Source organism: Serpens gallinarum (genome assembly GCF_014836765.1).
Taxonomy (GTDB): Bacteria; Pseudomonadota; Gammaproteobacteria; order Pseudomonadales; family Pseudomonadaceae; genus Serpens; species Serpens gallinarum.
In genome coordinates, this window is the sequence record NZ_JACSQG010000003.1 from 146,205 (window position 1) to 158,699 (window position 12,495).

Annotated in this window: 8 protein-coding genes; 5 read left to right on the forward strand and 3 right to left on the reverse strand. The window is 59.1% G+C overall.

Features of this window, described 5'->3' with window-relative positions; translation table 11 throughout:
* Positions 1-57 precede the first annotated feature (57 nt).
* Together H9642_RS08255 and H9642_RS08260 are read right to left on the reverse strand one after the other, a co-directional pair.
* Entirely contained in the window at positions 58-2,241 is a 2,184-nt protein-coding gene (locus H9642_RS08255; RefSeq protein WP_251835953.1) for an ornithine decarboxylase, read from the reverse strand.
* Positions 2,242-2,599: 358 nt separating this feature from the next.
* Entirely contained in the window at positions 2,600-3,277 is a 678-nt protein-coding gene (locus H9642_RS08260; protein WP_251835954.1) for a VIT1/CCC1 transporter family protein, read from the reverse strand.
* A 219-nt stretch (positions 3,278-3,496) separates the two neighbouring features.
* Between H9642_RS08260 and H9642_RS08265 the strand changes: the two genes are divergently transcribed.
* The 3 genes from H9642_RS08265 (at position 3,497) to H9642_RS08275 (ending at position 6,661) form a co-directional block, all read left to right on the forward strand.
* Positions 3,497-4,438 carry a hypothetical protein gene (locus tag H9642_RS08265; RefSeq protein WP_251835955.1) on the forward strand — a complete coding sequence of 314 codons (942 nt, stop codon included), beginning with the start codon at positions 3,497-3,499 and terminating at the stop codon, positions 4,436-4,438.
* Positions 4,439-4,969: 531 nt separating this feature from the next.
* A complete protein-coding gene (locus H9642_RS08270) occupies positions 4,970-5,209 on the forward strand; it encodes a hypothetical protein (RefSeq protein ID WP_433962686.1) in 240 nt (79 codons plus the stop codon).
* A 444-nt stretch (positions 5,210-5,653) separates the two neighbouring features.
* A complete protein-coding gene (locus tag H9642_RS08275; protein ID WP_251835956.1) occupies positions 5,654-6,661 on the forward strand; it encodes a helix-turn-helix transcriptional regulator in 1,008 nt (335 codons plus the stop codon).
* A 104-nt stretch (positions 6,662-6,765) separates the two neighbouring features.
* Here the strand turns inward: H9642_RS08275 and H9642_RS08280 are convergent, their stop codons facing one another.
* Positions 6,766-8,436 carry an arylsulfatase gene (locus tag H9642_RS08280; RefSeq protein WP_251835957.1) on the reverse strand — a complete coding sequence of 557 codons (1,671 nt, stop codon included), beginning with the start codon at positions 8,434-8,436 and terminating at the stop codon, positions 6,766-6,768.
* Positions 8,437-8,891: 455 nt separating this feature from the next.
* On the opposite strand from H9642_RS08280, the gene H9642_RS08285 reads away from it, so the two are divergent.
* On the forward strand, positions 8,892-11,192 hold the full coding sequence (locus tag H9642_RS08285) for a multiheme c-type cytochrome (protein WP_251835958.1): 2,301 nt from the start codon (positions 8,892-8,894) through the stop codon (positions 11,190-11,192).
* A 229-nt stretch (positions 11,193-11,421) separates the two neighbouring features.
* Complete coding sequence (locus tag H9642_RS08290) at positions 11,422-12,360, forward strand: DNA replication terminus site-binding protein (RefSeq protein WP_251835959.1); 939 nt, start codon at positions 11,422-11,424, stop codon at positions 12,358-12,360.
* The last annotated feature ends 135 nt before the right edge of the window (positions 12,361-12,495 follow it).

Consider the following 12,495-nt stretch of genomic DNA (forward strand, 5'->3'; position numbering starts at 1 on the left):
TCGGAACAGTGCGCTAAGTAAAAAGCATCGCCACTGTGGAGGGCCTTTCACGGTGGATTAGCGGTTTTTCAGTACATAGCCGTAGGCCCGGGTACGCCCGTTGTCATGACGCAGATAGACCCCTTGCAGTTCGGGAGTGAAGCCCGGTAGCCGGTTGATGCCTTCTTCAAGGGACAGGAAGTAATCCAGTACGGGACCGCCCCAGACTTCGCCCGGTACGACGCAGAGAAGACCGGGTGGGTAGGGTAGGGCGCCCTCTGCAGCGATACGACCGTCCGCTTCGGTCAGCGGAATCAGTTCGGCATTGCCGCGCACGTATTCGATCTGCGCAGCCTGCGGCAGCATCGCCATCTTGGGCAGGTGTGCCTTGCGAAACATGTCTCGCTGCAGCTGATTGACGGTGAGACCACGGTAGAGGTCGTGCATTTCCTGGCACAGCTGACGAATGCTGTAATCGCGGTAGCGAGCCTGATGGACCTCGTAAATCGCCGGCAGAACGCGACTCATCGGCGCGTCGTCATCGATAAAACGCTCGAAGCGGGTGAGCTGGGCCGCCAGGTGGCTCATCTTGGCCCAGTCCTCTGCCGGAGTGAGCAGGAACAGGATCGAGTTGAGGTCGGACTTCTCCGGAACGATGCCGTTCTGCCGCAGAAAATTGGCGAGAATGCCCGCATGGATACCAAAATCGCTGTAGGTGCCATCGACCGGGTCGATTCCCGGCGTGGTGAACAACAGCTTGCACGGGTCGATGAAGTACTGGTTCTCGGCGTAACCGGGGAAGGCGTGCCAGCGGTCCTTAGGATGGAATCTGAAGAAGCGGATGTCGCTGGCGATTTCGTCGGTGGGATAGTCCTGCCAGTTGCGCCCCTCGATCTGCGGAGGCACGAAGGGCCGGATCAGCGTGCAGGTTTCCAGGATCAATTTGCGGGCATTGATGCCGAACTTCAGGCAGTCGTCCCACAGTTTTAACCCGCTGCGCCCGCTATGGATCGCAGCGTTTATGTCCAGTGACGCGAACAACGGATAGAACGGGCTGGTGGACGCCTGGGCCATGAAGGCGTTGTTCACCCGTGCATGGTTGCAATAGCGGGGCTGGCCTTTGATGTGACGATCCTTCTTGTGAATCTGCGAGGCCTGGGAGAAGCCGGCCTGCTGTTTGTGCACCGACTGGGTGACAAAGATGCCCGGGTCGTTTTCATTCAGCTCCAGCAGCATGGGCGAACAGTCTTTCATGATCGGAATGAATTGCTCGTAGCCGACCCAGGCCGAGTCGAACAGGATGTAATCGCACAGCCGCCCGATACGATCGACCACCTGCCGGGCGTTGTAGATGGTGCCGTCGTAAGTGCCGAGCTGGATGACCGCAAGACGGAAGGGACGCGGCAGCTGGGCCTTGTCTGGCGCGACTTCGGCGATCAACTGGCGCAGGTAGTCCTCTTCGAAGCAATGGGCGTCGATTCCGCCGATGAACCCGTAGGGGTTGCGCGCGGTTTCCAGGTAGACCGGTGTGGCGCCGGCCTGCAGCAGCGCTCCCTGGTGAATGGACTTGTGATTGTTGCGGTCAAATAACACCAGGTCGCCGGGTGTGAGCAGGGCGTTGGTGACTACCTTGTTGGAGGCCGAGGTGCCGTTGAGCACGAAGTAGGTTTTGTCGGCGTTGAACACCTTGGCGGCATGTTGCTGAGCGGCCAGCGCAGGCCCTTCATGAATCAGCAGGTCACCCAGTTTGACGTCGGCATTGCAGATGTCGGTGCGAAATAGCGTCTCACCGAAAAAATCGAAGAACTGACGGCCAGCCGGATGCTTGCGGAAGAATTCCCCGCCTTGGTGACCGGGGCAGGCGAAGGTGGCATTGGCGGTTTCGGTGTAGCGCTTGAGGTTGCCGAAGAAAGGCGGGAGCAGGGTTTCCTCGTAGCCCTTGGCTGCGGCTTCCAGCTGGTGACCGTAGTAGTCGGCGTTGTTGCGGGCGGGATCGAACACGCCGGTGACCTGCAGCAGCATGTCACGCAAGTGCTCATAGGCCTCCATCGCGCGGTTCCCGTCCGGTGTGGCGACCAGGAAAACCGGGATATTGAAACCGGTGCGTTGTACGACGTCCAAGGCGCCAGCCGTGATGTCGTCGATAGAAAATACTGCCACGGCGACGTTGGTGTAATCGGTCTCGTCGAGGGAAACGACCGTTCGCGTGGTGGTGAAGCAATGGCGAACACCGTCATTGGCCGCAACATTCAGGCTGTTCATAAGCATCTACCCTCCACAGGCGTGGCGTGAGGGGGCGCAGCTATTCCAGGTTGGACCATGCGCGTGACCCGTTAATGTCCCAGGTTCAAGTGGTATAGATCATCAGCCCACCTCGGCGTGCCTGGATCGGACTAAGAAGCGACTGACGGTCTGACGCTCCCGGCTGTGGCGGAAAAAGTACGTCGATGCTCGCTCATCAGCGTGTGGCGGAGCAGTTGCAAGGCAGGGCTGAGTTGCAGCCGGAGTAGCAAACAAAGATCAACCAGGTCCATTCCCGTTTCGCGCGGGTCGTATTGATCGCCAAGGCCAGTCGCAGCCGGCTGCGCAGACGTTGAATACGACTCAGCCGGTGGGGTTGTCAGCCGCCCAGGGCAATGGTTGCCAAGACCAGTGCCACACCCAGCAGGGTGAATATCAGTGCGGTGATCGCCGGGCTGCGGGCGCCGGCAAAGCGACCGTAACCCAGCCCGATGAGAAACAGCATGATCAGCGCAATCGCATTGGAGACGCGCAAAGCAAGCAACGGCTCGTCGAACAGCACAAACGGCAGCACTACGGGCAGGGTGGAAAGCGCAACCAATAGAAACACCGCAAGGGCCGCCAGCAGGTCGATCGGACCGAGTTTAAGGCTGGTTCGCGCGATACGTTGCTCCAGCACACGCTGGTGCAGTGTCTGCACGTCGTTGGCATGCATAACCTTAGTGACCAGGGCCGGCATGGCATCAGCCAGCAGCTCGAAGGCCTGTGCAGAGCCCAGCGGAATTTTCTTCAGATGCTGAAACAGACGCCAGGCATGGCCACGCTCAGCGAGGCGGTTTAGCAGAAGCATGCAGCCATCCACCATGCCCCAGGCCAGGTTGCAGCCGAGGCTGGCAATCAGCAGTTCGCGTACCGAGCTTTCCCCCGCGTTAGCGACGCTGAAGGTGCCGGTGAAGGTCAACACCATCAGCAAGCCGAACAGGATTTCGGACATCCGGGATACCGGATCGAGCACGCGTTTTCTTGCGGGCTTGTCGACTGTCTCGTTGATCGCCATGGGATTCGCCAGACAGAACTGAGTGACATGCCACTCAGTATGCGAAGTAAACGTCAGGCTGCCAGCGGCTGTTGCGATAGGCCTTCATGGAAGCGACTGACTGAACGGGCGGCACACCGCCAGTCCGCTCGAAGGAGCCGGCGCTGCTATTCCTGCACCTAAACTTTGAATGTGAGACGTAGAGCGTCCCGCGCTTGCTTCAGTGTCAGGACCAGCGATATGAAGAGGTGCTTCCTGCTCGTAGTCTGGATCGTCATGCTGGCCGGCTGTGCGTCCCGGCCCCCGCCCGTGACCGTTTCCCCGAGTACCTGGAGGCAGGTCGACCGCGAAATCATTGCCGCGTCGCAAAACGCTACCGAGCAGGCCAGCCATTTCGCACGCGATGCCCTGCAGGAGTGGCTTGATTTGGTTCGACAGCGCACCGAGTCGGACTTCATCCCCTGGTTTTCGCGCTACCGGACCCGCAAATGGATGAGCATCAAGGTGTCCTGGTACCAGATGGGCGCCGACGAGGATAAGGAGGAGGTCGTCGACAGGCTGGCGCTCTATCTGCAGCAGCAATACCGCAAGCGCGTGTTGGTGCCGGTGGCTAGACAGACCGACCCAGTGCGGATCAGGGAGCGCACGACGCGCTTTTATGTCTGGCTGCTGGGCGAACTGCTGGCCAAGATTCCGCTGCGCCACGGTGTCCCGCCGGAGCAGTTCGAGCGCAGGCTGGCGGGTATTCCGGCGATCACTCTGGCGCCTCCTGCCAATCAGGACGCTTCACTCCAGCAACTGATCCGCACCGAGCGTCTCGATCGGCTGCCCGCTTATCGCGCGCTGGGTATCCGTATCCGCGAGGCGCCCGCCATGGTCGTTCTCTGGTCCGAGGATGCTGGCATCACGTCCGTGGCACGGCAGACCAGCCGCCAATTGACCGCCGAGTTGGCAACCAGCAGCGTTGCCGGTGCGGTATCGGCCATGATCGGCCAGGCCGCCGGCACGGTGTTGTCCCTGGGTGTGATAGGTGTGACCGAACTGCTGCGTGAACACGAGCGACCGGAACGGGAGGCCCAGCTGCGGAAAAGTCTCAACACCGCCTTCGACCAAGAATGGCGCGAGTGGATAAGCAGCCGCGATCACGGGGTGATGGCCGCGGGTTCATTACCTGGACGATAGCCTCGAGCGGCAGTTGCTTTTGCAGCTCGAATCGCCGGCGGCCAGCGTACTCGGCGCAGGCGCGGCCCCCTTGTCAGCTAGTCGCGGCACGTTCCATCGATCCCCAAGTAGGTAGGTATCGAGCTTCGCAGCACCAGGATCACCGTCAGCGCCTTAGTTGAGAACGCACCCAGTGCGCCACCGGGCTGATTTAATGGTGTTCCCCGTACAGGGTTAGGAATGCCTCGACATCCTCGCGCTCAATGCCTTCCAGCGGTATAAGCTGTTCCAGTCATCGCCCTTGTTGAGTTCCGAGGGCAGCGATAAATGCTGCAACGGCTTCGTCGGCGCTGGGGAAGGCCTGCTGCGCCTGCAATGCTTCCACGCATCACCCGCAATACAGACGGTATTCCCGGCTAAATGGGCCGTGAGCGACCGAGGCGGGCGAAGATGCCGGTTTCATAGCGTTTTTCTCAGTCAAACAGTACCGCTCATCCGAAGCGAAGCGGTTGAAATTAAAAGGAAATGTTGAGGTCGTATCATCCGAAAACGATGTTCATCGAGGTGCTTTTTATGGTTCGTTCAGCAAGAAATATTCGGAAGACCCTCGATACCGCAGCCGAAAACAACGAGGCAGCTGCAGTCGTGGTGATGCGCGCGGCGGAGCAGCTTGAAATGAATGATTTGCTGAGGCAACAACTGCTTAATGTCATTCACCGTCTCCATCAGGACGCTGATGAGTTGCGTGAGATACGTGACGATGTGCTCGAATATGAAAGCAAGGTGGTCTGATCTTGCCGCACTTGCCGGTGCTGACGAGGTAAGGCTTGCTGCAAGTATGGTCGTGCCGTTTACCTCGCTGTCACCCCGTCCAATAGCAGGCCTGCGCGCGCACTGCCGTAACGGCTCATGGCGGCAGAATAGTTACGCCTAGCTGATATCTGATGGCCTACGACTGAGTTAGGCCGGCGAGCAGGACTCGAGCGATAGGGTGGTCCCGGTGCACAGCTCGGGTGCCTGCGGCGGTACGCTTTCCCCTAGGTTTCACGGTGCGCTCAATTGAATTTAGGTCGTACGCGGAGCGCGTGTTGCTTTCGACCATGCTGCGCCTTCCATGGCATCCCGGATTAAGACGGCAGGATCTGGACAGCCCCGGCAAAACTCGCCAGAGTTTCCGCCTTACGGTGGCTGAAATGCCAGACTGGAATAAAAACAACACGTTATATGGGAGCCAGCGTGCAAAATACCCGTACGACTTTCCATAGCGAGCCTTCCAGGCAACCCGACTTGGGGCGATTACCGTTTTTCAAAAAACCGTGGCTGTCGTCGCGTAACTTGGATGAAGCCGCGGCCTTGCTATGCAGCCAGATTGAAGAGCGCAACTTGCAGCCGTGTGCAGAAGGCGAAGCGGACATTCATTTCACCCTGCAGGCGATGCCACAGCTGAAGCTGTTCGGAGCAGACTTTGGCCAAAAGGTTAGAGTCAGTTCCTTGGCGTTGGCTAACTGGCATGCCATTTTGCCTCTGCGCGGAAGCGTAACCAGCCTACTTGAGGGCCATACCGCCGAGGCTGGCGATATGATGCTATTTACCCCGGGGTACGAAGTTGATGCGGTGTGGCATAAAGGCACGCAGGCGGTAGTGCTGACGCTGGAAACTGTGAGCCTGGCCGAGCACGTCATGCGCCATCACCAGATAGAAATGTCTAACCCCTCCACTCAGGCGCAGGTGATTACTCGCGATAACCCGGCGCTGGTCAGTCTCGGTAATTTGCTGCGATTGGTCGATAGCGAAGTTGCCAGCCCCGTCGGCTTGCTGGCGACCCCTGCCGGCCAACAACACATACAGCATTTATTTTGTGAGAACCTGCTGCATCTCATTCCTTCGCTCCGCAATTTACCCCCGCGCAGCGTGTTACCCGGCACGGTTAAACGGGTGGTGGATTACATCCATGCGCACCTTGAGAAGCCCTTATGCATCAGCCTCTTGGTGTCAGTCAGCGGCACCAGTCGACGTAGTCTGGAGCAGGCGTTCCGCGTTAGTTTGGGGACCAGCCCGCAGCGCTATATCAAGAACTGCAAATTGAAAGTCATCCGCGATTTACTGCTGCGCCATCAGCCGGGTGAAGTGCAGTTGTCCGAATTGGCTCACCGTTGGGGATTCGCTCAGCCGAGCCATTTCACCACGGCCTACAAGCAGGCATTTGGTGAACCGCCGTCGAAGACTCTGGCGCGGCAGCACTGAGCTGCTTGGGCAATGAAAAACACCCCTGGAGATTGCTCTCGAGGGGTGTAAAAGGGGGCTTCAATATTGGCCGGCGTGGGCTGCTGTAGCCAATGCCCGAGGTGTTACTTGAAGCAGTACTCGTACAGACAGGTTTCGAAACCGTACTTGAAGTTCATATCGCCCAGCAGCACGTTGTTGCGTTTGACGTAGGCATCCCACTCTTCAACCATCTCGGCCAGTTTGGCGGGCTCCTGTTTAGCCAGATCGTTGGCCTCGACCGGATCTACCGCCAGGTTGTACAGCTGCCATTGTGCGGTGCCGTACGGGGGGCCCATCCAGATCATTTTCCAGTCGCCCTTGCGCAGGGCGCGGCGACCGAACAGCTCCCAGCCTACCACGCGCTCGGGCATGGCTTTGCCGTGCAGACCAGGCAGCATTGAAATGCCTTGCATGGGGTGGACGTCACGATTGCGGAATGTGCTGCCCGGGTGCTTAACGCCCGCCAGTTCCAACAGGGTCGGCATGACATCCATCACGTGGTAGAAGTTATCGTCCACTTTACCGGCCTGCTTGCTCAGGCTGGGGTGGCTAACAATGGCGGGTACGTTGATGCCGCCTGCGCTCGGAAATCCTTTGAACAAAGGTAGCGGCGTAGCGCTGACCTGCGCCCACTGAGCGCCATAGCCAATGAAGGAGCCTTTACGGCCCATGTTTTCCAGGCTGTTGTCGAAGCCGGTAGACAGCCACTCACGGTTGCCAGGCAGGTCGATTGGGCTGTTGCCGTCGGCACCGTTGTCGGAAACAAACAGAATGAAGGTGTTATCCAGCTCGCCTGTGTCACGCAGATAATCCATGACGCGACCAATGTGATGGTCCATGTTGTCGACCATGGCGGCATAGATTTCCATGCTGCGTGCTTCACGCTGTCGTTGTTCGTCGCTCAACTGCTCCCAGGTCGGCAGGGCGCTTGCCAGCGGCGTGTTGGGGGTTACGCCAGCGGCGACCATGCCCATGGACTGCATGCGCTCGAGTCGCTCTTGGCGGATAGCTTCGTAACCCTCGGCGTAGCGGCCCTTGTACTTGTCGATCCACTCATCCGGAGCATGCAGAGGCCAGTGCGGCGCTGTGTAGGACAGTACGGCCATGAACGGCTTGCCGTTGGCCTTGTCCGCCTCGATGTTCTGGATGATGCGATCGGTATAGAACTCGGTGGAGAAGAAGTTCTCGGGGGCCTCCACCTGCTTGCCGTCTTCACGGTAGATGGCCTTGGGGTCGGCGGCGATGATCGCGAATTGATCATCGAAGTGACTGGCACCGCCCTGCACCAGGATGAACGAACGGTCGAAGCCGCGCGCCTTGGGGCTGGTCTCTTCGGTGCGGCCCAGGTGCCACTTGCCCACGGTGTAAGTGTTGTAACCAGCGTCTTGCATGACCTCGGCGAGGCTGGCGACGCGATCATTCAAGTACCCTTCGTAGCCTGGCTGGCCCTTCTGGTAATCCTGCAGAAGTTCGCCCATGTTACCCAGCCCGGCCAAGTGATTGTCGGTGCCGCTGAGCAACATGGCGCGGGTTGGCGAACAGGTTGGCGCCGCCTGGAAGTTGGTCAGGCGCACGCCTTCGCTGGCCAAGGCATCCAGGTTCGGCGTGTCGATTTCGCCGCCGAAGCTGCCCAGATCGCTGTAACCCAGGTCGTCGGCAATGATGATGAGAATGTTGGGCTTTTCTGCCGCCTGAAGACTCAGGTTGCACAAACCCGTCAGGCAGAGCGCAAGACTTAAATGTTTCAGATTCATGTTGTGTTTTCTCTTTTTTTTGACGGCCCCACAGGGTCGGTTCAACGTCTGGAGAGCAGTTGCCCTCTGAGCTATTTCCGGGGCGTGCCGCAAATTGCCCGGGCCAGGGGTACAGCTGCCTCTCCGGACGTGGGCGGTGCTTCACCTTGGAATTGTTGGCGATATAAAAATTCGCAGATCCAGTTCAACGCTCTGTCGCAAGGATCTTGGTAATCGGCACGGTTGCGCCGTGCTGCCGGCCACGGTGGCCATCGCGACGTTACGAATAGGGGGGGTATCTCCCAGGCTGCTTGTTGTTCGACTGAAGTATTCCAAGCTGCACCATTGAGTGTTATCGCCTCTGCGCAGGTACTGGCATGTGCGCGCAGCTATTGCCGACAACTGCTATTCGCGCGCCTGGGTCAACGGCAGCATAGTGTTCCGTATGCCAATGTTCGCCCGCCGGGAAAAGTCCCATGTTCAACGCGCCTTTGTTGTTTGTTAATGGTCGATTCAGGGTCCGCCTAGTGCTGGCGCTGTTGGCAGTGGCAGTCAGTTGCTGGCAACCGGCACTGGCCGATCCAGTGTCGGGCTTTGCTGGAAGTCAGGCTTGCGCCGGTTGCCATGAGCAACAATTCGCAGCCTGGCAGAACTCCCAGCACGCGCATGCCATGCAGCACGCTACAAGCGACACCGTGCTAGGGGACTTCAACGATGCGCGATTTAGCTATGCAGATGTCGAGTCGCGCTTTTTCCGGCGTGATAGCCGTTTTTTTGTGCAAACCGATGGGGCTGACGGTGCGCTAGACGAGTTCGAGATCCGTTACACCTTCGGCGTTGATCCACTGCAGCAGTACTTGGTGGAATTTCCCGACGGTCGTTTGCAGGCCTTGTCGATTGCTTGGGATAGCCGCCCGGCCAACGAAGGCGGGCAGCGCTGGTTCCACTTGTACCCCGATGATGCGGTGAGCCATCGGGATGAGCTTCACTGGACCCGGCCTTCGCAGAACTGGAACCACATGTGTGCCGACTGCCACTCCACCGGCCTGCGCAAAGGCTACGATCCAAAGACCGATACGTTTGCTACTCGCTGGGCTGAGATCAACGTGGGCTGTGAGGCCTGCCATGGGCCGGCGTCGAACCATTTGGCCTGGGCTAAAGGCGATGGTGGTGGCGCCCGCAAAGGCCTGACACTGATCCTGGATGAGCGTCGAGGCGTTAGTTGGCGCCGGTCCATTGAAGAGTTAACAGCACATCGCGATAGCCCCGCGCAGGCTAGCAAAGAGCAGCAGGTGTGCGCCCAATGCCACGCTCGACGCAGCCAGATTGCCGAGGGTTATCATGCCGGCAAGCCGCTGTTGGATCACTACACTCCGGTGCTGCTGGAGCCGGGGCTGTATCACGTGGATGGACAGCAGCGTGAAGAGGTCTTCATCTCGGGCTCCTTTGAGCAGAGCAAGATGCATGCGGCAGGTGTGACGTGCAGCAACTGTCATGACCCCCATAGCCAGGCGTTGCGTATTCAAGGCAACGCACTGTGCAGCCAATGCCATTCACCCCAACACTTCGACAGCCCCCGTCACCATTTCCACCCGGCCGGCTCTGCTGGGGCGCAGTGTGTAAGCTGCCATATGCCGCAAACCACCTATATGGTCATCGACCCCCGGCGCGATCACAGCTTTCGGATTCCCAGACCGGATCTCAGCATCGCTCAGGGTACGCCCAACGCCTGCAATGCTTGCCATCAGGACAAATCGGCTGAATGGGCGCTCAAGGCCATCGGCAAACATTATTCGCAGCCAGCCAAAGGCTTCCAGCAATTTGCCAAAATCTGGGCTGACGCCGAAGCCAGTGTCCCTGGCTCGGCGGCGGGTTTGATTGCGCTGCTTAACGATCCGGCGCAGCCCGCGCTGGTGCGTGCAAGCAGCGCTGCACGGTTGCAAAGACCGCAAGCACCCGAGCAATGGCGAGCGCTGTACGCTGCCCTAAGTGACCCCGACGCGCAGGTACGTCGTGCAGCTCTAGGCGCCTTCGCCCAAGTGCCGGCAGGGCAGCGGGGTAAGTGGCTGGCGCCTTTATTGACTGATCCCGTACGCAGTGTGCGTAGCGAAGTGGCGCGTTTACTGATTGATGCGCCAGTGCCTGAGGCGCAGCAACCGGCCTTTGCCAATGCGCTGGCTGAGTACGAGGCTCAATTGCAGTTGAACACCGATCGAGCCGACGCCCGTAGCGAGTTGGCGCAACTGCGCCGCCGGCAGAGTGACGACGCGGGTGCGCTGGAACATCTGCAAGCCGCGCTGCGCCTTGACCCGTTATATCAGGCAGCCTATTTGGAACTCGCCGAGTTGCACCGCAGCGCCGGTCGTGAAACGCACGCTGCGCAGGTGCTGCGCGAGGGGTTGGCGCTGCGTCCGCAATCGGCGTTGCTGCATTATTCACTCGGCCTGAGCCTGGTACGCCAGCAGCACAAAACCCAGGCGCTTGAGCACTTTCGGCAAGCCCAAAGGTTGGCACCGGGCGACCCCCGTTTTGCGCTGGCTCTGGCGCTGGCCCTCCAAGCGCAGTCGCCACACCAGGCGCTGGTCGTGGTCGAAAGAGCGTTGGTAGCCAATCCAAACGAGGCAGATCTTCTCTGGTTGGCAGCTGCCTATCACTTGGAGCAAGGCAAGACGGAGGAGGCACTGACCTATGCCGAGCGACTGATGCGGGTGACGCCTGACGCACCGCGTGCCCGACAGCTGGTTTGGCAGGTTAGAGCACGTATGGCGCCGCGTTGAGCCCAAGGAGGGTCCTGTATTCCAGCGATGCTTCGCGCTAAACGGCTGGTCATAGGCGCCGCCGAAATATCCTTGGTCTGGCGCATCAGCACTTAAATCCTTCCAACCACAGGCTTAAGTGCTATATTCCCTGTCTATTAATACCACCCCTTCATTGACTCTTGACCTAGTTTGTAACCCCTGTGCGACCCGCTGTTGAACAGGGAAGGGGGCGTTTTGGAGGAAGCTGATGGTCAGTGAAATATGTGCGGCCCATGCACGGCTCAAGGAGGCGCTGGAGGCTTTTGATCAAACCTGGCCAGCCTTGGTTGAAGAGGGCGTCGCGTGGCGATTGCCTCTGCTGAAGACACAGAAAACTCCAGACGTTATTGCCGTGCAGCGTTTGAGCAAGCGGGAAGCGATCAGCGCTGCGCGTCAGGCGTACGGGGAGTTTGAGCGGGAGTCCGGTCAGGCGCCGGGCACGGTCATGCGCCTGCCTGGCTATTTTGTTGTGGGCCGCAGCGTGCTCGAGCAGGTTATCCAGATCAATCAATTGAAGGACGACCTGATCGCAACGGTGGAGCGGACCCGTCTCGAATTGAACCTGGTCAAATCAGCGCGCCCGCGTATCTTGCGATCGGCACTCGGGCCGGCCTTTTCCATGATGCAGATCTCAAGGCATATCCAGGTCTTCGATGCAGCTCCCCGGATGATGGTTTTCACGTGGGCAGGCCACACGGCTGGAGCGGAAAAGGTACGTGTAGGCACAGTGCGAGAGCTGTTGCTTACACGTGCGCAGGCGCAGGCTGCGGCGGAAAACTTATCCGTGGCCCAGACACCTGCAGGCATGGAGCTACGCGCAATCGTGAATATGGATGACGATGACGTGCTGCATCGCTACAAGAAGTTGGCCCCACATCCGCGGGTCATGCTCTGGTTCTCGGAGAAGACTCGCTATGACGCCATGGTTCATGCCAGCTTGCCGATTTTTGTTCGGCAGGGCGACGGGTTCAAACTCCGCGAACTAGCAGATTTTGACAGGAACGATCGCCAGGCGGAGCGCCCGGACCGCAAGTCACGGATTAGTGTCGTTCCGCGCATGAATCTCTATCTGCCAACGAAGGTGAAACCCACAAAGGGTACTGCAGCCCAGGTCATCGAAAACGTGAGCTCGACTTACAAGACTTGATTTGCTTCACCTAGTCTGCTCAAGCCCTTTCGCTCTAGGCGTGCACGCTCGTCGCTGTGGGGTTATTCATCGACAAACGGCGCCGAGAAACGGTGGGCATAAGCATCGTATGGTAAGAACCTCAGCGCCACCTAT

Coding starts and splice junctions, on each gene's coding strand:
- H9642_RS08255 (WP_251835953.1), bottom strand. CDS start 2,241: ATGAACAGCCTGAATGTTGCGGCCAATGACGGTGTTCGCCATTGCTTC.
- H9642_RS08260 (WP_251835954.1), bottom strand. CDS start 3,277: ATGGCGATCAACGAGACAGTCGACAAGCCCGCAAGAAAACGCGTGCTC.
- H9642_RS08265 (WP_251835955.1), top strand. CDS start 3,497: ATGAAGAGGTGCTTCCTGCTCGTAGTCTGGATCGTCATGCTGGCCGGC.
- H9642_RS08270 (WP_433962686.1), top strand. CDS start 4,970: ATGTTCATCGAGGTGCTTTTTATGGTTCGTTCAGCAAGAAATATTCGG.
- H9642_RS08280 (WP_251835957.1), bottom strand. CDS start 8,436: ATGAATCTGAAACATTTAAGTCTTGCGCTCTGCCTGACGGGTTTGTGC.
- H9642_RS08285 (WP_251835958.1), top strand. CDS start 8,892: ATGTTCAACGCGCCTTTGTTGTTTGTTAATGGTCGATTCAGGGTCCGC.
- H9642_RS08290 (WP_251835959.1), top strand. CDS start 11,422: ATGGTCAGTGAAATATGTGCGGCCCATGCACGGCTCAAGGAGGCGCTG.